The organism is Streptomyces sp. NPDC001594, from assembly GCF_042893675.1.
In the GTDB taxonomy this organism is placed as follows: Bacteria; Actinomycetota; Actinomycetes; order Streptomycetales; family Streptomycetaceae; genus Streptomyces.
The window spans coordinates 24579-45984 of record NZ_JBIAVB010000031.1; the positions used below are offsets into that span (position 1 = coordinate 24579).

General features: G+C 69.8%; 10 protein-coding genes. 7 read left to right on the forward strand and 3 right to left on the reverse strand.

Features of this window, described 5'->3' with window-relative positions:
* Window positions 1–74 precede the first annotated feature (74 nt).
* The 5 genes from ACFY0O_RS37010 to ACFY0O_RS37030 all read left to right on the forward strand — a co-directional run bounded on the left by ACFY0O_RS37010 (window position 75) and on the right by ACFY0O_RS37030 (window position 6104).
* On the forward strand, window positions 75–1538 hold the full coding sequence (locus ACFY0O_RS37010; RefSeq protein WP_358893674.1) for an NCS2 family permease: 1464 nt from the start codon (window positions 75–77) through the stop codon (window positions 1536–1538).
* Window positions 1539–1656: 118 nt separating this feature from the next.
* Entirely contained in the window at window positions 1657–2820 is a 1164-nt protein-coding gene (locus tag ACFY0O_RS37015; protein ID WP_388955320.1) for an XdhC family protein, read from the forward strand.
* 115 nt (window positions 2821–2935) lie between these two features.
* Window positions 2936–4249 carry a YncE family protein gene (locus ACFY0O_RS37020; protein ID WP_388955322.1) on the forward strand — a complete coding sequence of 438 codons (1314 nt, stop codon included), beginning with the start codon at window positions 2936–2938 and terminating at the stop codon, window positions 4247–4249.
* 56 nt (window positions 4250–4305) lie between these two features.
* A complete protein-coding gene (locus ACFY0O_RS37025) occupies window positions 4306–4803 on the forward strand; it encodes a septum formation family protein (protein ID WP_388955324.1) in 498 nt (165 codons plus the stop codon).
* Between the two features lie 68 nt (window positions 4804–4871).
* Window positions 4872–6104 (forward strand): GNAT family N-acetyltransferase, encoded by a 1233-nt coding sequence (locus ACFY0O_RS37030; RefSeq protein WP_388955326.1) that lies wholly within the window; start codon window positions 4872–4874, stop codon window positions 6102–6104.
* Between the two features lie 78 nt (window positions 6105–6182).
* Here the strand turns inward: ACFY0O_RS37030 and ACFY0O_RS37035 are convergent, their stop codons facing one another.
* Entirely contained in the window at window positions 6183–8405 is a 2223-nt protein-coding gene (locus tag ACFY0O_RS37035) for a germacradienol/geosmin synthase (RefSeq protein WP_388955329.1), read from the reverse strand.
* 239 nt (window positions 8406–8644) lie between these two features.
* Window positions 8645–12949, reverse strand: coding sequence for a ricin-type beta-trefoil lectin domain protein (locus tag ACFY0O_RS37040; RefSeq protein WP_388955331.1), 4305 nt, complete (start codon window positions 12947–12949; stop codon window positions 8645–8647).
* A gap of 600 nt (window positions 12950–13549) precedes the next feature.
* Between ACFY0O_RS37040 and ACFY0O_RS37045 the strand changes: the two genes are divergently transcribed.
* Both ACFY0O_RS37045 and ACFY0O_RS37050 read left to right on the forward strand, forming a co-directional pair.
* Complete coding sequence (locus tag ACFY0O_RS37045; protein ID WP_388955333.1) at window positions 13550–20551, forward strand: polymorphic toxin-type HINT domain-containing protein; 7002 nt, start codon at window positions 13550–13552, stop codon at window positions 20549–20551.
* 17 nt (window positions 20552–20568) lie between these two features.
* The gene (locus tag ACFY0O_RS37050; RefSeq protein ID WP_388955336.1) at window positions 20569–20991 is read left to right on the forward strand and encodes a hypothetical protein; all 423 of its coding nucleotides are present in this window, start codon (window positions 20569–20571) and stop codon (window positions 20989–20991) included.
* A gap of 129 nt (window positions 20992–21120) precedes the next feature.
* Here the strand turns inward: ACFY0O_RS37050 and ACFY0O_RS37055 are convergent, their stop codons facing one another.
* Window positions 21121–21324 carry an integrase gene (locus ACFY0O_RS37055; protein ID WP_388955338.1) on the reverse strand — a complete coding sequence of 68 codons (204 nt, stop codon included), beginning with the start codon at window positions 21322–21324 and terminating at the stop codon, window positions 21121–21123.
* Window positions 21325–21406: the final 82 nt, after the last annotated feature.

The following is a 21406-nucleotide window of genomic DNA, read 5'->3' on the forward strand; positions in this document are numbered from 1 at the left end:
CCAACGCAATTTCCCAAATCCCGCGTCTCCAATCTCCATGCGGGTGCCCCTTTGAACCTTGGGAGTCAGGCACCATGACCCAGTCGTCTGTGGAGCCCAAGACCACCGCGGAAGAGGCCGGCGACGGCTCTCTGAACCCCGCGGGGCGTTCTTGGCTCGACCGTTACTTTCACATCACCCATAGAGGGTCGTCCGTCGGCACCGAGATTCGTGGCGGCGTCACGACCTTCATGGCGATGGCCTACATCCTCCTGCTCAACCCGCTGATCCTCTCCGGCAAGGACGTCGCCGGCGACACGATGAGCCAGAAGGCCCTGATCACGGCCACCGCCTTCGCCGCGGCCGCGACCACGCTCCTGATGGGCTTCATCGGCAAGGTCCCGCTGGTCCTCGCCGCGGGCCTGTCCGTCTCCGGCGTCCTGTCCTCGCAGGTCGCCCCGCAGATGACCTGGCCGCAGGCCATGGGCATGTGCGTCATGTACGGCGTCGTGATCTGTCTCCTGGTCGTCACCGGCCTCCGCGAGATGATCATGAACGCGATCCCGCTCGCGCTCAAGCACGCGATCACCATGGGCATCGGCATGTTCGTCGCCCTGATCGGCCTCGTGAAGGCCGGCTTCGTCGGCAAGGGCCCCGAGTTCGGTCCCCCGGTCCAGCTCGGTTCGGTCGGCGAGCTCGCCGGCTGGCCGGTCCTGATCTTCTGCATCACCCTGCTGGCGATCTTCATGCTCCAGGCCCGCAAGGTCCCGGGCGCCATCCTGATCGGCATCGTCGGCGGCACCGTCATCGCGGCCATCGTCAACGCCGTCATCGACATCGACCCGAAGGCCTGGAAGAACGGCCCGCCCGTCCTCGACGGCTCCGCGATCTCCATGCCCGACTTCTCGCTCTTCGGCAAGGTCGAGTTCGGCGGCTGGGGCGACGTCGGTGTCATGACCGTCGGCATGATCGTCTTCACCCTCGTGCTCGCCGGCTTCTTCGACGCCATGGCCACCATCATCGGCGTCGGCACCGAGGCCAAGCTGGCCGACGACCAGGGCCGCATGCCGGGCCTGTCCAAGGCGCTGTTCATCGACGGCGCCGGTGGCGCCATCGGCGGCATCGCCGGCGGCTCCGGCCAGACGGTCTTCGTCGAGTCCGCCACCGGCGTCGGTGAGGGTGCCCGCACAGGTCTCGCCTCCGTCGTCAGCGGTCTGCTCTTCGCCGCCTGCCTCTTCTTCACCCCGATCACGCAGATCGTCCCGGGCGAGGTCGCCTCCGCCGCCCTGGTCGTCATCGGCGCCATGATGATGCAGAACGCCCGCCACGTGGACTGGGCCGACGCCGCGACCGCGATCCCGGTCTTCCTGACCGTCGTGATCATGCCGTTCACGTACTCGATCACCCCCGGTGTCGCCGCCGGTGTGCTCTCCTACGTGGCCATCAAGGTCGCGCAGGGCAAGGCCCGCGAGATCGGCGCCTTCATGTGGGCGCTCACCGTCATCTTCGTGATCTTCTTCGCGCTCCACCCCATCGAGGCGTGGCTCGGCGTCAAGTAGTCCGGCGAAGATCGGTACCGACCCGACCGGCATCCGGCTCTCCAGACCCGGTGCCGGTCGGGTCACCACCTTTCACGCAACCCATACTGGAAACCGAACCTCTCCGAGGAGGCCGCACATGCTGGACATCGCCGAAGAACTGAACCGGTGGGTCGAGCAGGGACGTGACTTCGCCGTCGCCACCGTGGTGGCGGTCGGCGGCAGCGCGCCCCGGCAGCCCGGAGCCGCCCTCGCCGTCGACAGCGAGGGCACGGCCATCGGCTCGGTTTCCGGCGGCTGCGTGGAAGGGGCCGTCTACGAGTTGTGCCGGCAGTCGCTGGAGGACGGCGAGACCGTCCAGGAGCGCTTCGGCTACAGCGACGACGACGCCTTCGCCGTGGGCCTGACCTGCGGCGGCGTCATCGACATCCTGGTCACCCCGGTCCCCGTCGGCTCCCCCCGCCGCGCGGCCCTGGCCAGCGCCCTGCGCGCCGCCTCGAACGGCGAGGCCGCGGCCCTGGCCCGGATAGCCGAAGGCCCGGCCGAGCTGATGGGCCGCGCCCTGGTCGTCCTCGGCGACGGCTCCTTCGAAGGCGGCTTCGGCGGCCACCCCGAGCTCGACCGGACCATCGCCGAGGAGGCCCGCGCCATGCTGGACGCCGGCAAGACCGGCCTCCTGGAGATCGGCGCCGACGGCAGGCTCTGCGGAGAGCCCCTCAAGGTGCTCGTCGAGTCCAGCGTCCCGCCCCCGCGGATGATCGTCTTCGGGGCCATCGACTTCGCCGGCGCGCTGGTGCGGATCGGCAAGTTCCTCGGCTACCACGTGACGCTCTGCGACGCCCGGCCCGTGTTCGCCACGAAGAAGCGCTTCCCCGAGGCGGACGAGATCGTGGTCGACTGGCCGCACCGCTACCTGGAGGCCCAGGCCGCCTCCGGCGGCGTCGACGGCCGCACCGTCCTGTGCGTCCTGACGCACGACGCCAAGTTCGACGTCCCGCTCCTCGAACTGGCCCTCAAGCTGCCGGTCGCCTACGTCGGCGCCATGGGCTCCCGCCGCACCCACGAGGACCGCAACAAGCGGCTGCGCGAGGTCGGCGTGACGGAGCTCGAACTGGCCCGCCTGCGCTCCCCGATCGGCCTGGACCTGGGCGCCCGCTCCCCCGAGGAGACCGCGCTGTCCATCGCCGCCGAGATCGTCGCCAACCGCCGCGGCGGCAGCGGCGCGGCCCTGACCGGCGCGCACATCCCGATCCACCGGGACTCCTCGCACACCGTCGTCGCCCGCATCGGCTCCGTCGCCTGAGAGGCCGCCCCGCCGACCCGATGAGAGAAGGCGCAGCCCCGAGGGTTGCGCCTTCTCGCCGTCCCGCCTACTTTACCGCCCGGTAACGACGCCTCGCCGCAACGGAGTTGAGCGGATGTCCCGGTACGGTCGCACCTCCTCGCGCATCCCCGCCCGCAGCCTCCGCCTGGCGTGCGCCCTGGCGCTGGCGGGCCTCGCGGCCGGCCTCGCCCCGGCCGCCGCCGCGTCCTCCCCGACGGCGCCGCCCACGGCAGGCGGGCTGCGGGAGGTGCTCTTCGTCGGCAACAACTGGGAGGGCACCGCCGACGTCCTCGCCTCCACCGGCGACCTCGGCCGCGTCGGCCGGATCAACGTGATCCCCGACAAGGAGGAACGGCTCCGGGAGATCTACCTCAACCCCGTCAAGCTCGGCTTCTTCCTCGGCATCCGGGCCACGGCGGGGGAGGGCCACGACCAGTTCGTCGACGACATGTACACCACCCCGGACGGCACGGCGGTGGTCGTCTCGCGCCCCAGCTTCGCCGACGTGGTCTCCGTCGACCTGCGCACGGGACGCATCAACTGGCGCTTCCCGGTGGCCGGTTACCGCTCCGACCACATGGCCGTCTCGCCCGACGGCACCCGGGTGGCCGTCTCCGCCTCCACCGCCAACACCGTGCACGTCCTCGACATCGCCACCGGCCGGCAGGTCGGCTCCTTCGCGACCGGGGACAAGCCGCACGAGAACACCTTCACCCAGGGCGGCGGCCTGCTGTGGAACAGCTCCATCGGCGACGTGACCTCCGCCCTCGACGCGCCCTGGCTGGACTGGACGAAGGGCGACCGCAGGCTCACCGTCGTCGACGCGCGGACCTTCCGCACCGTCCGGACCGTCGACATGCGCGAACGCCTCGACGCCTTCGGCCGCCGGGACCTCTCCGACGCCGTCCGCCCCATGGTCTTCACCCCCGACGAGTCCACCCTCTACTTCCAGGTCTCCTTCTTCAACGGCCTCGTCGAGTACGACGTCGCCGCCGACCGGATCACCCGCGTCAAGACCCTCCCCGAGAACCCCGCCACCAGCACCGACCGCACCACCTGGGTCAACGACTCCCGCCACCACGGCCTGTCCGTGAGCCCCGACGGGAGCAAGCTCTGCGTCGCCGGGACCATGGACGACTACGCCACCGTCGTGGACCGCGCCACCCTTGCCGAAGGCCCCCTGGTCCCCGCCGACAAGCCCTACTGGGCCACCGTCGACGGCGACGGCAAGGGCTGCGTCATCTCCGAGAGCGGCGCCGACCGGGTCACCGCCATCGACTTCGCCACCGGCGCCAAGCGGGTCTCCGTCCCCGTCGGCGACCACCCCCAGCGGGTCCGCCTCGGCCGGGTCCCGGCGGACTGGAGCGGCCCCGGCGCCCGGCGGGCCCCGGCGCCGGTCCGGGAGTAGCGTGGGAGGTGGAACGACCGCCGCGTCTCGCGCCCCGTGCAAGGAGAGCCGCGCGTATGTCCGCACTGCCCCGATCACCACGCAGCCGCGCCGCCCACGGCGCGGCCCTCGCCCTCGCGCTGTTCCTCGGAGTCTGCGGCGCCGGACCGGCGTCCGGTGCCGCGGTCTTCGGTGACACGAGCGACATCGAGGTGGGGGACTGCTTCAACGCCAGTGTCGCGCCGAAGGAGTACCGGACCGACAAGGTGACCCAGGCGCCCCTGACGGTGGACACCGTGCCCTGCGACCAGCCCCACCAGTCCGAGGCCTACGCCGTCTTCACCCTGCCCGACGGCCCGTACCCGGGCGAGGCCGGGCTCCTGCCCCTCGCCCGCGAGAAGTGCGGGGGCAAGGTGCTCTCGGACTACGTGGGCGCCGACGCGAAACTCTCGGCCACGTTGACGGAGTACTTCTTCGGCCCGGGCGCCGACAACTGGAAGGCGGGCGACCGCAAGCTGATCTGCTACCTCAGCGAACCCGCCGGAAAGACCACCGGCTCCCTCCGCGCCGCCTGATCCGGAGTTCGCACAGATCAAGCCACTATGGTGCGAGCCGTCCGCGATGACCGTTTAGTCTCCTGATCATGGTGGACATCCGCGAGGTACCAGAGGACGGCATCACCGGCGCGCAGGAGCACGCCTACCTGGCCTTCCACGACCGGCCCGAGCCGGAGGGGCGTGCCCGCCACCACGCCCTGCTCAGCCGCTGCGACCGGCTCGGCGCCTACGACGGGGACGCCCTCGTCGGCTTCATGGCGGCGCACCCCTTCCGGCTCTCCGTCCCCGGCACCGAACTGGACTGCCCCGGCCTCACCTTCGTCTCCGTCGCCCCCACCCACCGGCGCCGCGGAGTCCTCACCGCCCTCATGGACGAACAACTGCGGCGCGCCGGGGCCGCCGGCAGCCCGCTCGTGTGCCTGTGGGCCTCCGAGGCCGCCATCTACGGCCGCTTCGGCTACGGGCCCGCCACCCAGGGGCTCACCATCGAGATCGACTCCCGCCGTCCGCTCGCCCTGCGCATCGACCCCGACCCGCGCCCCCTGAGGCTGGTCGCCCCCGCCGACGCCCTCGCCGTCATCGGCCCGCTCCACGAGGCCGCCCGCCGCGCCCGCCCCGGCCGCCCCAGCCGCAGCGCGGCGCGCTGGACCGAGGAATGGCTCTGCGAACAGGACGAGGAGGACGAGGAGTTGGGGCCGCCCCGGATCCTCGCCCTCGGCATCCCCGGGGAACCGGTGGAGGGCTACGTCCTCTACCGCACCAAACACGAGTCCGACGACGGCGCCGCCCGCACGCCCGGCCTGGTCCGCGTGGACGAACTGGAGGCCACCACACCGGCCGTGGCCGCCGCACTGTGGACCTACGTCGCCTCCCTCGACCTCACCGGAACCGTCCGCGCCTGGGGCCGCCCGCTGGACGACCCCCTGCTGTCCTTCGCGGCCGACCGCGACCAGGTCAGGGTCACCGCCCAGTTCCCCGCCCTCTGGCTGCGCCTGGTCGACGTCAGGGAGGCGCTGACCGCGCGGTCGTGGGCGGCCCCCGCGGAACTCGTCCTGGACCTGGCCGACCCGCGGCTGCCCGCGAACGCCGGGCGGTTCCGGCTCAAGGCGGGCCCGGGCGGGGCGACGTACGAGAGCGCCCGCGCCGCTCCCGACCTGAGCCTGGACGTACGGGACCTGGCCGCCTGCTACCTGGGCGGCACCCGGGTCACGGAACTGGTGGCCGCCGGGCTGGTGGCCGAGCACACCCCGGGGGCGGCGGCGGCCCTGGACGCGGCCCTGCGGACGGACCTGCTGCCGCACACCGCCGACGAGTTCTGAGGGGGGCCGGGGCGTCGGCCGGGGCGTCGGCCGTGGCGGCGGGGGCGGGCGAGCGGACCGCCCCCGCCGCTGCCCGGCTCAGGCGGGCAGCCCGATCCGCGCCGCCGCCATGCCGAAGCCGCTGCCCAGGACGGCGGTGGACAGTCCGCCGTCCTGCCGACGCAGATGGTCCTCACCATAACGCCGCGTCTTCAGGTGCCAGTTGAGGACTCCCGCCAGCCAGTCCCGGAGCTCTTCCGCGTAGGTGTCGAGAGCGGCCCGGGCTTCCGCGTCCAGCCCGCGGTCCTCGCAGAGCCGCGGCAGGAGGTTCGCGACGATGTGCTGGAACTCCTCCACCCGCTGGTTCAGGAGGGAGTGGCAGATGTGGAGGGCCTCGGGGTAGCCGATGTCGAAGAAGTTGCGGGTGACGACCAGGTGGTTGTGCAGGTCGCCCTCGAACTCCACCTCCTTCTGGTAGGAGAAGATGTCGTTGATGAGGCAGCCGATGTCCGCGGCCGCGTTCTCCAGCGACCGGACGGTCCCCGAACGGTAGATCTCCTGCGGGACGCCCCGGCCCTCGTGACCGAGCCGGCACATGTACATGGTCAGTTGCGAGCCGAAGGTGCGGCGGCGCATCTCCGCGTAGTCCACCGGGTCCGGAACGCGGTGGTGGGCCAGGTTCTCCACCTCCCACACCCAGCTCTCCAGCATGTCCACCATGGTCGCCCGGAACTCGGCGCGGGCGGCCTCGGGCATGCCCGCGACGGTCCGTTCCCACAGGTCCGCGAGGGAGCGTTCCATCACGGTGACCGGCTCCGGCCCGGTACCGGCGCCGTCCGGGGGCATCATCGCGATGAGCCGCGCCGTGGTGGCCTTGGCCGCCGCGATGTTCCCGGACCGCCCGAACACCAGCGGGTAGTAGTCGTCCGCGTACGTCCCCCAGGTCAGCCAGCACGCGCTGAGCAGCAGTTCCCCGGCCGTCGCGTCGGGGTCGATGCCGGCCGCGCAGAGGGCGAAGTCGTAGCCGCGCACCTTCTGTTCGGTCCAGATCGCCGAGCCCGGGTCACCGGGCTGCGGCTCCAGCAGCCCCATCCTCCGGGCCCACTCCACCGAGCCCTCACGGGCGGACGCGTGGTGTGGGCTGAGGGACAGGGGGAAGGGCAGCCGCAGATCGGGGATCACGGACGGGCCGGTGCGCTCGAAGGGGGTGAAGGAGAAGGAACGGCGGCGCAGCTCCATCGACCGCCGGGTGAACACGGATCCCAGGTCGAACGCGCTGGTCCCGAGCCCGCTCGGCAGGAAGGGCAGGGACAGCCGGGCGGTGGGCCTGGCCCCCTCGTTCATGTAGCGGCTGGAGACCATGTGCCACTCGTGCCCCCCGGACTGCCAGTCCTGCAGGCCCTTGACGTAGGCGAGGACGGCCGCGATCTCCTCCGGGGCGAGGGCGTGGTCGGCGAAGAGGCGGGGGAGTTCGGCGAGGGCGGTCTGCTCGAACTGCTGGAGGCGGGAGGTGATCAGGTCGTTGGAGATCTCGGCGGCCTCCTGCGTGGAGCAGCCGAGGAAGGTCTCCAGCACCAGGACGGCGTTGGACAGTTCACCCTCGTCGGCGACCTCGCGCTGGTAGGAGAAGAGGTCGTTGCGCACGTGCACGGCGTCGGAGAAGGCGTCGCGCAGGACGCCCAGCGGACGCGAGTGCGCCACCCGCGCCGGCACTTCCGCGGCCACGTACTCCACCAGCCCGGCCGACCAGGGCGCGCCGCCCACCTTCCGCCGCATCTCGATGTACTCGAGGGGGTTCGCGACCCGCCCGATGTCGATGTTGGCGAGCTCCCACATGGACTCGTCGAGCAGGTTCTTCGTGGACAGGGAGAACCGTTCCCGCCAGTCCGCCGACATGGCGGGGACGGTACGCGCCCACAGGTCGGCGAGCCCGGCCTCGACGGGGTTGGTCGGCTCGGGGAAACCTTCCGCCAGGTCCATCGGCATGAACGCGGCGAGCCGGTCGAGGTAGGCCCTGGCACCGTCACGGTCCTGGGAGCGCTTGTACATCTCCAGGAAGTGGTCGTCGAAGAAGAACACCCACACGTACCAGTCGGTGACCAGGGACAGCGCGTCCCCGTCGCAGTCGGGGTGCGTGTACGAGCAGAGCAGCGCGTAGTCGTGCGAGTCGAGGTCCCCCTCGTCCCACACCCCGGACCCCTCCAGCATCCCGAGCCCCCGCGCCCACCGCTTGGTGTGGGCCCGCGCCTCCGCTAGGTGGGGGTTCAGCCGCGCCGGGTACGGCAGGTAGAACTCCGGCAGTTGGAACGGCTGCTGCGTCACGAGGGGGCGCGCCTTTCGTCCGGGACACGGGGCCCGGCCGACCCGGCCCCCGCACGAGATCAGCACTGCCCTACCCGGGTCACCCCGGGTACATGGGGGAGTTCACCGCATCAGGTGACCCGGCGGCCGTTTCCCGACGCGGGGGCCCGGCGGGAGATAAGCGGGTCTCACGCGACCGGCCCGGCCCCTCGGAGCGAGGGGCCGGGCCGGTCGGTGGTGCGGTGGTGTGGGTGGTGCGGTCAGGGCGCCGGGATCGGCAGGGGCGCGGTGTTGAGGGTCGGCACGTTCCAGCGCTGGGGGCCGGTGCGGTTGCAGTCCCAGAGGTACGGCTGAGTGCCGATGACCATGCTGCTCGCGTCGAGGCAGCGCCCGGAGACCGGGTTGTAGAGGCTGCCGTCCGCACGGGGCAGGAACTGCTGCGCGGGGTGGTCGTGGCATGTGTACAGCTGGATGAGCGTCCCGTTGGCGGTGCCGGCGTTGGTGGCGTCCAGGCACTTGCCGGCGACGCGGACGGTGCCGTCGCCGCGCACCTCGAACTTCTGGGCGGCGCCGCCCTCGTTCTCGTTGCAGTCCCAGACCTGGATCTTGTTGCCGTCGGTCGCGTCGGCGTGTTCGTCGTCGAGGCACTTGCCGACGGCGCTGAGCGTGATCTTGCCGGTGGTCGCGGGCGCGGTCGGGGAAGCGGCGTACGGGTAGACGGCCAGGTTGCCGATGCCGCCGGTGAAGCCGCCGTGGAACCAGTCGGGCTGGGCGCCGGACTGATAGCGGCCGAGGACGAAGGGTCCGGCGGGCGCCGGGCTCGTGGCGGCCTGGTGGTTGCCGCTGGCGGCGAGGGTGCCGTTGACGTACAGGCTCATCAGGCCGGTGTCGGCGTTGTAGACGGCGGTGATGAGGGCCCAGGTGCCCGGGGTGTAGCGGGCGGCCTCGTTGACGGCGTCGGACCAGTCGTACGGCCATCCTCCGTCGTCGCCCTTGGCCAGGGCGAAGCGCCAGTTGCTGTTCGCGGGGTCGGCGTACAGGGTGAAGGTGCTGTTCTTGAGTCCGTCCTGGCTGGCGATGAGCCCGCCCTGGGCTCCGGGCTTGGCCCAGGTGGTGAGGGTGAAGCTCTTGCGGGTGTCGACGACCGGACCGGTGGTGGTGATCGCCGCCGGGCTGCTGGTGAAGGCCGCGTAGGCGGTGTCGCGGCCGCCGATCTTCTCGGTGGGGAAGGTGACTCCCGTGGTGGTGGCGGGGTAGTTGCCGACGGCGCTGGGGGTGCTGGTCCCCGTCTGCCCGGTCAGCTTCCACTGGGCCTTCGGGGTGTTGAGGTTGCCCAGCGAGACGGGGACCTGGTCGAAACCGGTGACCGACGGGTGCGGCGTGGCGACGCCGACGCCGTTGAAGGCGACCAGCTGCTGGTTGGCGTCGACGGCCCAGAGGTCGGGGACGCCGTCACCGCTGATGTCGCCGTCGGATCCGACCCGGGGGTAGAGCTTGGGGTCCGCCTTGCCGGTGATCAGGCCGCCGGCGGGGTCCGTGAAGCCGGTGAGGTCGGGAGACTGGGCGGTGCCCTTGACGGGGAAGGCGTGCAGGCTGCCGTCCGTCCGGGAGCGGGCCCACAGGGTCGGGAAGGCGGTGCCCTGGGCGCGGCCGGGGGTGATCAGGTCGTATCCGGACCAGCGGGTGTCGTTGGCCGACAGGAGGACGGCCGGAGACGTCAGCTGGTTGGTCGACCCCGGCGACGCCAGCCACAGGCGACCGTTCTCCACGAACAGCAGGGAAGAGCGGGGCAGAGCGCCGTTCGCGTTCACCACATCGCCGTTCGGGGAGCCGAACGAGGCGATCTGCGTGACGTTGGCCCAGTTCGTGCCGTAGCCGTACGCGGCGCAGTCGATGGCGCTGCCGGAGGGCAGGGCGCAGGAGGCGGGCTTGACGACCCGACTGGGGGCCTGCCCGTCGAACTGTCCGCCGTTTCCGTCGTTGAGGTACTGGTGCAGGTCCGGATTGCCGGGCTGGTGCGCGAGCAGGTCGTCGACGGTCTTCAGGCCGAGGCTGCCGCGGTGGCTGATCTGGATGCCGTTCCAGCCGTTGCCCCCGGGGGCCGGCCGGATGCGGGCGTTGGGCGCGGCCGCGGGATCGGTGCCGCCACCGAACTGGCGCAGGTTGCCGGCCGAGTCGGGCAGCAGCACATCGGCCTTGCGGTCCCCGCTGACGTCGCCGAAGACCGGGTCCGGGCTGTTGGGGTTGGAGGGGGCGTAGTAGGCGTAGGCCACGGGCTGGGAGAGGTTGCCCGCGACGTCCTGGGTCTGGAGGTAGAGGTAGTTGGTGCCCCAGCGCTGCGGGGTGAGGTTGACGGTCGCCGTGCCGCCTGCGAGCTTGACGATGCCGGCCCCGCCGTCCGTGCACTTCCAGGTGGTGGAGGCCGCCTTGACCGGGTCGGTCGTCCAGCGGGCGCAGGCCAGACCGGAGGCACGGCTGCCGTTCAGGGGGGTGGGATCGGTGCCGGAGAGGGTGAAGGCGCCTTCCTGACCTGCCAGCTTCGGGTGCGCGCCGATGGTGCCCGAGGCGGGGAAGTCGGCCGAGGTGACGGTGGCGGTCGGCGGGGTGGTGTCGACGCGGAAGTAGCACCGCTCGGTGTTGTCGCTGGTGAGCGTCCCGTCGGTGGTGTTGGACCACCAGCCGTAGAGGTGCCCGTCGGTCAGCCGGCCGATGTCCACCGTGTGGTCACCGCTGCCGAGCCAGCCGGTGCGCGCGTAGACGGAGTTGGCGCTGTCGGCGGTGTCCCAGTACTGGAACGTGGTCTGGAGCTGTTGGCCGACCGGGGAGTTGGAGGCGGTCGTCAGGGTGATGTTCTGGTTGGCGCCGACCCAGCCGGCGTTGTCCTGCGGATTGGGTGTGTTGGGGGTGTTGCAGCTCGCGTAGGCGGCGGTGTCCGCGAACCCGGGGGTGGGCCCGGTGCGGGGGGAGGTGCTGGTGGGCCGGATGTCGTACGTCACCTTGATGTGCGGGCTGTTGGTGAACCGCTGCCGGTAGTACTTGTTGTACTCGTCGTCCGGCGCGAATCCGAAGGTGAAGTGGGGCCATCGGTCGCGCGCGGCCGCCTTCATCTGGGTGGTGACGTCGTACTGGATGTCGCCCGTACCCGAGATCCAGTTGCCGCCGATCTTCGGGCATCCGCCCATGACGGAGTCGCGGGCGCACGGCTGGTTGTTCCAGCTGGTCGGGTTGCCGATCGGGCCGGTGTGGTACAGGCCCATGGGCGTCGCCTGATCCGGGCTCGAAGAGGTGACGACGGTGGCGTTCAGCCGCGCGTCGAGCACCTCGGCGCCGTAGATGGCTGAGTTGATACCGACCTGGAAGTAGGCGCGCTCGCGGCCGAACCGCGCGCACGCGTACGGGGCGGCGCTGAACCCGCAGTAGCCCGCGGCCGGCTTGTCCTGGCCGCTGGCGGTGCCGTTGTACTCGTTGGTGTCGGGGTACGCCTCCTGGACCTGAGACCAGGCCTGGGTGCCGTTGTCGACGTCGGGGTTCCAGCCCGGGTCGATGTACCAGGGGCCGGTGCCCTGGCCGAGCAGCGCGGCGTCGGGGACGAGCTGGATGCCGCTCGTGTCGACGGTCGTCGCGATCTGCGCGACGGCGGCACCCGCGCCCGGGCCGTCGGAGCCGGACGCGGCGGCCTCCGCGGCCTGCGCGGCCTGCCGCTCTTCCGCCGCGGGGGCGGAGCGCTGGGTCTTCGCGTCGGTCGTCTTCGCGCTCTTGCTCTTCGTGCCGTCGGTCTTCGCCGGGGGCGTCCGGTCGGCTCCGTTCGAGGAGTCCCACATGAGGGGAGTGGGGGCCGAGAAGCGGTTCTTCCCCTGGGTGTCGACGGCCTTGAGGTTTCCGGCGCCGTCCGCGGAGACGGACAGCCCCTTCGCCTCGATGCCGAACCGCAGCTTGCGGACGGCGGGATCCGCGGCGGCCGCCGCCGTGTGGACGACCAGCACCTGGCGCCAGCCGCCGACCGGGGTGGCCGTCAGCTCCAGGTCGACGTCGGCCAGAACCCCCTTGTACAGGGCGCTGGTTCCGTTGAGGACGGGCTTGGGAAGCGGAAACGGAGCCTTGAGGGCCAGCTGCTTCCCGTCGGCCGTGGCCATGGTCGCCATGGGGCCGCTCCCGCCGCCGGAGAAGCTCAGCTTCGAGGCGGTGGAGACCGGGCCGACGGTTCCGTCGGGGTTGACGCGCAGGGTGGCGTCGAGCGCGTGCCACTGCCCGTCCGCGCCCCTGACCCGCTCCGGCACCGGGGTGGAATCACTGGTCAGAGTGCCGTCGGGGTTGGCGACGGTCTGGGAGTTGCCCGTGGTGAGGTACTCGACCGGTACGGGCTTCCCGCTGGTCTTGGCCGCGGTACGCGCGTCTTCCAGGGCCTTCTGCTCGGCGGTCGGCGCAGACCTGGGGGTGGGCGCGGGCCACGTGGTCCCGGAAGGTCCGTGGTCGGTGGCCCCGGCCGCCAGGGCTGGCGGCCCGAGCAGGGAAACGGAACCGAGGGAGAGCACGACAGCACCCGCGACGGGAAGCGTCCTCGCCATGCGAGCGACCCCCCGCCTACGGCCCCCCGGTCTTGCTGTGCGTGATGGAAGGAACGATTGCCTCACGTGAAGAGCCCCCCTGAGCTGTGAGACGGACATGAGCCAGCCGCACAGTTCCTTCACTGCTGCAATCCTGTCAACAGTTCGCAAGGATGAATGTCCCTTTTGGGGGCGTAGGGGGGCTTGTGGTGCCCGAGTGATGTTGGTCATGTAAGAAAACTCTAAGAAATTCCTATGTGAATCGAACCTGCATTCCCTAGAGTGCCTGGGATCTGGGGCCGTGGTGGCTCCTTTCCGTGCCTATCTGTATCCCGTGGGGGGATCTAGTTGTTGAGTAGGGGTGGGTTTCTCGCGCGCTCGCGCACTGCGAGATCGCGTGTCGCGATCTCTGCGGTGATCGCAGTGCTCGTCTCTGGCCTGGGGCTTCCCGTGGTCGAGGCGGCGGACAAGCCGCCGAAGGTGTGGACGCCGCCAAACACGCCATTGGCTGGAACCAAGCCGGTGAAGGGGTCGGCGGCCAAGTATTCGGCCGAAAAGAATCCTGGCGGCCGAAACTGGTCGCCGAAATTGGATGGGGAAGTTCCGGCCGGTGTCGCGAATGTGTCCCTCAATGAAAAGAATGATCTTCGAGGGCTCCTCAGCCCGGATTCCGGCAAGGCCGGATCGCTTCCCGTCTGGATCGCGACCGGGAACGGTGCGTACAGTCGATCGGCAGACAAGGGGCCGGGGCCGGTCAAGGACCAGGGTGACGGCCTGCACGTCGAGGTGAAGGACGAGGCCAGGACCCGTGCCGCCGGAGTCAACGGGGCCCTCGTCTCCCTCACCGAGAACACGGCCGGCGCCGTCGGCGGCAAGCTGCGGGTCAACCTCGACGTCTCGGCCTGGGCGAACGCCGCCGGTGCCAACTGGGCGGACCGCGCACGCGTCGTCCAACTGCCCGCCTGCGCACTGACCACCCCAGGAGCCGCGGGTTGTACGACCCGCACCCCGGTCGCTTCACACCGGGACGCCTCCGGCCTGCTGGCCGCAGAAGTGGCCGTACCGCAGGCCGGTTCCTCGGCCTCGGTCCTGAAGTCCGGCTCCCAGGCGAGCCCGTCTCTGTTCTCCGTTCCGCAGGGCGTCGTCCTCGCCGTCGAGCCCGGTCCGGCCGGCGCCAGCGGCGACTTCACCGCCACTCCGCTCCTGCCCTCCGCCTCCTGGCAGGCCGGAGCCAACGCTGCCAACTTCACCTACGGCTACACGGTCGAGATCCCGTCCACGATCGCCGGACAGGCCCCCGACATCTCGCTGGGCTACGACTCCTCCTCGATCGACGGCCGGACCGCGTCCACCAACGCCCAGGCCGGCCCGATCGGCGAGGGCTGGGACTGGCACCCGGGTGCGATCTCCCGGACGTACAAGAGCTGCAAGGACGCCGGCATCAAGGACTCGGGCGACGAGTGCTGGGCCGGCGACATCCTCTCCCTCAACCTGGCCGGCCATGCCGGCCAGATCGTGCGTGACGACGCCACCTGCGTCTACCACGTCAAGGGCGAGGACGGCACGAAGGTCGAGCGGCTGACCGGCCAGCGCAACTCCGCCTGGAAGGGCGAGGGCTTCAAGGTCACCACCACCGACGGCACCCAGTACTACTTCGGCGCCAACCGCCTGCCTGGCGGTGACGGCACCGACCCGGAGGCCAAGTCCGTCTCCACCGTGCCGGTCTACTTCAACAGCGGCCAGGACAAGTGCCTGGGCGCCGAGACCCCGGCGAACGGCTCGTGGGTGCAGATGGGCTGGCAGTGGAACCTCGACTACGTCGTGGACACCCACCAGAACCTGATCTCGTACCGCTACGAGCAGGAGAACAACTACTACGGTCGCGGCGGTGGCCAGAACAAGGGCAACGGCACGCTGACGCAGTACCAGCGCGGCAGCTACCCGACCTGGATCGGCTACGGCCAGCGCCTGCCCGAGCAGATCGCCGCGAAGGGCACGGCCCAGCCTGCCGCCCAGGTGTGGATCAAGAACAACGAGCGCTGCGTGCCCGGCGGCGCGATCACCTGTGACCCGGCCCAGCGCACCAAGGCCAACGCCAAGTCCTGGCCCGACACCCCCGTCGACCAGGAGTGCGCGGCCACCGGCCAGTGCCTGAACCTCTCGCCGACCTACTTCAGCACCAAGAAGTTCACTGAGATCTACACCGAGGTCCGCGTCGGTACGGCCTGGGTCAAGGTCGACTCGTACGCCCTCAAGCAGTCCTTCCAGGACCCGGGCGACGGCACCTCGCCAACCCTGTGGCTGGACTCGGTCCAGCGCACCGCCTCGAACGGCAAGACCCCGCAGACCCTGCCCGCCGTCTCCTTCGCACCGCTCCAGATGGCGAACCGCGTCGATGGGACCGTCAAGCGGCCGGACGGCACGGACGCCTCGGCCCCGTCCTACAACCGGCCGCGCATCCAGACGATCACCACCGAGACCGGTGGCCGGATCAACGTCGTGTACAAGCCGGCGGAGTGCTCGCGGCTGAAGAACACCATGCCGTCCTCCGAGGACGCCAACACGATGGCCTGCATGCCGGTCAAGTGGTACCTGCCCGGCCAGTCCTACGACAGCCCGGTCAACGACTGGTTCAACAAGATCGTCGTCCAGTCCGTCACCCAGCAGGACATGGTGGCCGGCCAGGTCGCCACGGTGACCGAGTACGAGTACGGCGGCGGCATCGCCTGGCACCGCAACGACTCCGAGTTCGCCGACCCCAAGACCCGCACCTGGGACCAGTTCCGCGGCTTCGCCACCGTCACCACCCGCACCGGCACCGGCAGCCCGGGCGACGGCCCGCGCTCCAAGTCGGTCGCCACCTTCCTGCGCGGCATGGACGGCGACGTCCTGGCCAACGGAACGAAGCGCAGCGTCAAGGTCGGCGACGCTCAGGGCGGCACCATCACGGACGAGGACGTCCTCGCCGGCTTCGTCCGGCAGACCGAGACCTACGACCGGGACAATGGCAGCGTCGTCGGCGACGAGGTCACCACCCCCTGGCTCGGCCCCGTCACCGCGACCCGAGCCCAGTCGGGCGGTATGCCGGCGATCACCGCCCGTGCGATGAACACCGGCAAGGTCACCAGCCGGGCCAAGCTCGCCAACGGCAGCTGGCGCACCAGCGAGCGCACGTCCACCTACGACGGCACCCTCGCCTCCCGCCCGCTCCAGGTCGACGACAAGAGCGACGTCTCCCGCGCCGACCAGCGGCTCTGCACCACCTTCGAGTACGCGACCGGCCCCGGCGGGGCGGTCACCGAACTCCCGTCCCGCACCCTCGTGCTCTCCGGAGCCTGCGGTCAGACCCCGACGGCGGCGAACACCGTCGGCGACACCCGGGCCTACTTCGACAACCTGCCGCTCGGCCAGGCGGCCGCGACCGCCGACCAGACCGGCAACGAGGTCCTCGAGAAGTACGACGCGGCCGGCAAGCCCGTCTACCGCCTGAACTCGACCTCCACGTTCGACGCCTACGGCCGCGTCACGAGCACCACCAACAAGGTGCGCAAGGACGCGACCCACCCCGACGGCGCGGTCACGAAGACCGAGTACAAGCCGGCCACCGGCGTGCTGCCCACCGAGGTCGTCCACACCAACCCGCTGGGCTGGAAGGCGTCCAACACCCTCGACCCGGGCCGCTCCCTCCCGCTCAAGACGACGGACGAGAACGGCCGCGTCGGCGAACGCGACTACGACGCCTTCGGCCGGGTCGTCGCCGTCTGGCAGCCGGGCCAGGAGCGCGCGAAGAAGTTCAAGCCGGTCCGCGAGTTCTCGTACGCGATGAACGGCACCAACGCGCCGTCGCTCGTACTGAGCAAGGCCCTCATGACGGACGGGCAGACCTACTCGTCCACCTACACCCTCTACGACGGCCTCGGCCGCGTCCGCCAGACGCAGGTCACCCCCGGTTCGGGCGTCACCGGCCGTCTGATCACGGACGCCTTCTTCGACTCGCAGGGGCGGCAGTCCAAGACCAGCGCCGCCTACTACAACGACGAGCAGGACCCGTCCGGCGCCCTGTTCCTGCCCAACGGCGGAGTCAACCCGGACAGCAAGGTCCCGGCCCAGAACGTCAAGGTCTTCGACGGCCTCGGCCGCACCACGGCCTCCGTCTTCCAGTCCTTCGGCGTCGAGCAGTGGCGTGCGAAGACCGAGTACCCGGGCGCGGACGAAGTCCGCTCCATCCCCCCGAACGGCGGCTACGCCACGGCGCGCATCACCAATGGGACGACGTCCATCCTGCGCCAGTACAAGAGCAACACCCCGACGGGCGCGTACGACGAGACGACGTACGAGTCCAACTCACAGGGGCAGGAGCTGCGCCGCAAGGACTCTGCGGGCAACGAGTGGACCTTCACCTACGACCTCCTCGGCCGCACGGTGCAGACCACGGACCCCGACGCCGGTACGGCGACCACGTCCTTCGACGACAGCCGCAACCTCGTCACCGCCACCGACGCCCGCGGCAAGAGCGCCACGACGATCACGGACCTCCTCGGCCGGACTACGGCCACCTACGAGGGCACGGCCGTCGACCCGGCCAAGCAGGTCAGCGCCTTCACCTACGACTCCCTCGTCCTGGGCAAGCCCACCGCCAGCACCCGCTACGTCGGCGGCGCGGCGGGCAGCGCCTACCGGACGGAGGTTACGGGCTACGACGGCGGTTACCGTCCGCTCGGCACGAAGACGACCATCCCCGCCAAGGAGGGCAAGCTCCAGGGCGTCTACGAGACGGCCAACACGTACAGCGAGTTCGGCGAGCTGCAGAAGACCACCCTCCCGGCCATCCCGGAGGCGGGCCTCAAGGCCGAGACCCTCACCTACAACGTCGACATCGTCGGCAACCTGCTCGCCCTCGACAGCACCATCGACACGAACTGGACCCCGTACCTGGTCGACGTCCGCTACGACGCCTTCGGCCGTCCGATCCGGAACACGGTCGGCAACTCGGGCAAGCAGATCGTCTCGACGGTCGACTACGACGCGGCGACGGGCCGCCCGGTCCGCTCGACCCTGGACAAGCAGACGGCGGCGCGCTCGAGCGTCGACGTCTTCGACTACACCTACAACCAGGTCGGCCAGCTGACCTCGATCAGCGACACCCAGGACGGCGCAGCCCGCGACCTGCAGTGCTTCAACACCGACTACCTGGGCCGGCTGACGCAGGCCTGGACGGACACGGGCACCCAGGCCACGGCCCCGCAGCCCAGCGTCCGCGGCATCGGCGGCTGCGCCAACGGTTCCGGTCCGGCGGTCGACGGCACCGGAAAGCCCAGCGTGGGCGGCCCGGCGCCGTACTGGCAGCAGTACGAGTACGACAACCTCGGCAACCGCAAGAAGCTGGTCAAGAAGGACGTCACGGGCAACGCGGCGAAGGACACGACGGTCACCCAGACCTTCGGCTCCGGCCCCAACACCCCCTCCACCGACCCGAAGACGGGCGGCGGCACGGGCGGCCCGCACGCGCTGATGACCTCCACGGAGACCAGCCCGTCCGGCACCAAGGTCACGTCCTACACCTACGACGCCACCGGCAACACGACGTCCATCACCAGCACCCCCGGCACCAAGACCCTGACCTGGAACGACCAGGGCAAGCTGGACAAGCTCACCGGCACGGGCGAGAGCGCGGGCACGAGCTACCTGTACGACACGGGCGGCAACCAGCTGATCCGCCGAGACCCGGGGAAGACCACCCTCAATCTCGGCACTGACCAGATCACCCTGGAAGCCGGCTCCAACAAGGTCACCAACGTCCGCACCTACCCGGCGGGCGGCGGCCTCTCCGTCACTCGTACGACCACGGGCGGCACGTCGAACCTGGCGTACCAGTCCTCGGACCACCACGGCACGAACGGCATCCAGTTCAACGCCACCGACCTGGCCCAGGTCCGCCGCCCCTCCGACCCCTTCGGCAACGAGCGCGGCACCCAGCCCACGCAGGGCGCCTGGGCCGGCGACAAGGGCTTCGTAGGCGGCATCAGGGAGGCGGCCACCGGCCTCACCCTCCTCGGCGCCCGCGAATACGACCCGACGACGGCTCGCTTCATCAGCCCGGACCCGATGATCGACGCGGGCGACCCACAGCAGTGGAACGCGTACGCGTACTCGAACAACAATCCCGTCAACGCGTCGGACCCCAGCGGCCTGATGCGGACGCACGAGGACCAGATCGCCTATGACCTCGACACTGAGCATGAGGCTCCGGTCGAAGTCCACAACGTGATCACCGACCGCGGTGGCAGTGGCTACACATCGGGCGAGGCCCGGGCAGAGCGCTCGCTCCGGCAGGCGAACAACACCCTGACGGCGGCGAAGAAGAAGCGTGAGCACCTCGTCCACGAGGTCGTCGACCTCGTCGCGGACCTGATCGGGTTCAACGACGCCCGCGACTGCTTCACCAAGGGCGACGTGATGGCCTGCATCAACACGGCCCTCAACTCGGTTCCCTGGGGCAAGTTGTTCAAGGCTGTCAAGATCGGCATCAAGGCCTTCAAGATCTACAAGGAGATCAACAAGACCTACGACGCCATCCACGCGGCCGAGCGGGGCGCGGCGGAGGCCGCGAGCGCGTTCAGCAAGGTGAAGAAGGCAACCTCCGAAGCCCGCGCGGCGGAAGCCAAAGCAGCGAAAGCAGCAGAAGAAGGCGTAGCCAAGGAAACAGCCAGAGACACAGCGGGAACCGAGAGCAAGGCGACGAAGGGCGAAGCGGACGCGGCCAAGAGCGAGTCCGGCTCGGGCCGGGGTGGCGAGTCCGATGCCCCTTCAGGCCCGACGAAGTGCAACAGCTTCCCCGCGGGCGTCCGGGTCCTGATGGCCGACGGCACCACGAAGGCCATCGAGGACGTCCACGACGGCGACACCGTCATGGCGACCGACCCCCAGACGGGCGAAACCACCCCCAAGACCGTCACCGCGACGATCACCACCCCCGACGACAAGGACTTCACCGACCTCACCCTCACCGACGACGCCAACCCGCGCGGCCCACCCGCGAAGATCACCTCCACCTACCACCACCCCTACTGGAGCGAATCCCGCCACCAGTGGGTCGACGCCGGCGAACTCACCCCGGCCGAACACCTCCGCCAGCCGGACGGCACCACCCTCACGGTCGAATCGGTCCGTAACTACCCGTACGCCGTCACGACGCACAACCTCACAGTCGAAGACCTCCACACGTACTATGTGCTGGCGGGCGCGACTCCGGTCCTCGTTCACAACTGCGGCCCGACTTATGTTGGCACGCCCAGTGACCCCGGAGTTCCCGAACTCGTTGCTGCAATTGAGCAGCGATACCCTGGGCATGTAAAGGCGGTCGAGATGAAGATCGTTGCGGATGGTCAGACCATCACCGATTTCGACATCGTGACCCGTAATGCAGTCATCCAAGTGAAGACTGGCGCCGCAAAGGGTTCGCTGAAGGATCACCTTAGGTACGAATCGGCTACGGACTATCCGGTAATCAGCTTCATTCAGCCTGGAAAGCGATATCCGAAGCATGCGATTCAGGAGTTGGAGCGCGCAGGGAAGATGGTCACAACCGATCTCGACGAGCTACTAGCGGTGATTGCGCCGTGAGAAGGAGGAGGTGAACTATGTCCTGGCCTTCATTGATCATTCTCGCCACGGCGCAAGAGTGCGACTCCATCGCTGCCCGGATCAGGTCGTTTGGAGTCCAGTGGGATCCCATCACTGACAGTGACGTCCTGCACTGGAGTGGGTATTCGTACAGTCTCGACTTCTCGGGCCGAGTGCTGGCGGACTTTGAGCCGGAGGAGATTGATGACATTTCCACACGGCTTGGATCCCCGTCTGCAATCTACGTGTCCTGTGAGTCGATGGATGCCGCGCGGATTCTTCTACCGAAGGCGCTAGAGGGCTTTTCCGGCCTGATCGACACCAATCACGGCGATGTCGTTGAATTCGGCGAGTTCACTCGCTTGATCAAGAATCATCCGCAGTGGGACTGGCGCCGAACTGACGTTTCTGAACTTCTCGATGAGGTAGACGGAGTGTAGATTCACGTCAAGGATCGCCGAATTTGAGAGAGGCGAGCCGAGCGTCCCCTGTGCGACATATGGAGGCCCCACCGAATTGGCTATTCGGTGGGGCCTCCGAGGTGTTTGACGGCAACGGTGACGGCAACGTCAGCGGACGACCGCTGCGGCGGGTGGGTCTTCAGGGGCGTCGTTGTCCGCGCTTAGAGCATCGCCCAGGGTGTTGATGGCTTGGCGTTGGAGGCGGAGCCTTACGTGGGCGTAGACGCCGGCGGTGACGCCGATGTGGGCGTGGCCGAGAAGTTCCTTGATGACGACGAGGTCGACTCCTTGCTCCAGGAGCGGGGCTGTCAATCGAAGGGTGTAACGGGGGTGGTTGGGGTTACTGGCGGGCTGCGGAGAGTCGGCCGTCGAAGGTGATGTCGAAGGCGTTCAG

Excerpts from the sequence above, each read along its gene's own strand:
- ACFY0O_RS37010 (WP_358893674.1), top strand. The coding sequence starts at position 75 with ATGACCCAGTCGTCTGTGGAGCCCAAGACCACCGCGGAAGAGGCCGGC.
- ACFY0O_RS37015 (WP_388955320.1), top strand. The coding sequence starts at position 1,657 with ATGCTGGACATCGCCGAAGAACTGAACCGGTGGGTCGAGCAGGGACGT.
- ACFY0O_RS37020 (WP_388955322.1), top strand. The coding sequence starts at position 2,936 with ATGTCCCGGTACGGTCGCACCTCCTCGCGCATCCCCGCCCGCAGCCTC.
- ACFY0O_RS37025 (WP_388955324.1), top strand. The coding sequence starts at position 4,306 with ATGTCCGCACTGCCCCGATCACCACGCAGCCGCGCCGCCCACGGCGCG.
- ACFY0O_RS37030 (WP_388955326.1), top strand. The coding sequence starts at position 4,872 with ATGGTGGACATCCGCGAGGTACCAGAGGACGGCATCACCGGCGCGCAG.
- ACFY0O_RS37040 (WP_388955331.1), bottom strand. The coding sequence starts at position 12,949 with ATGGCGAGGACGCTTCCCGTCGCGGGTGCTGTCGTGCTCTCCCTCGGT.
- ACFY0O_RS37050 (WP_388955336.1), top strand. The coding sequence starts at position 20,569 with ATGTCCTGGCCTTCATTGATCATTCTCGCCACGGCGCAAGAGTGCGAC.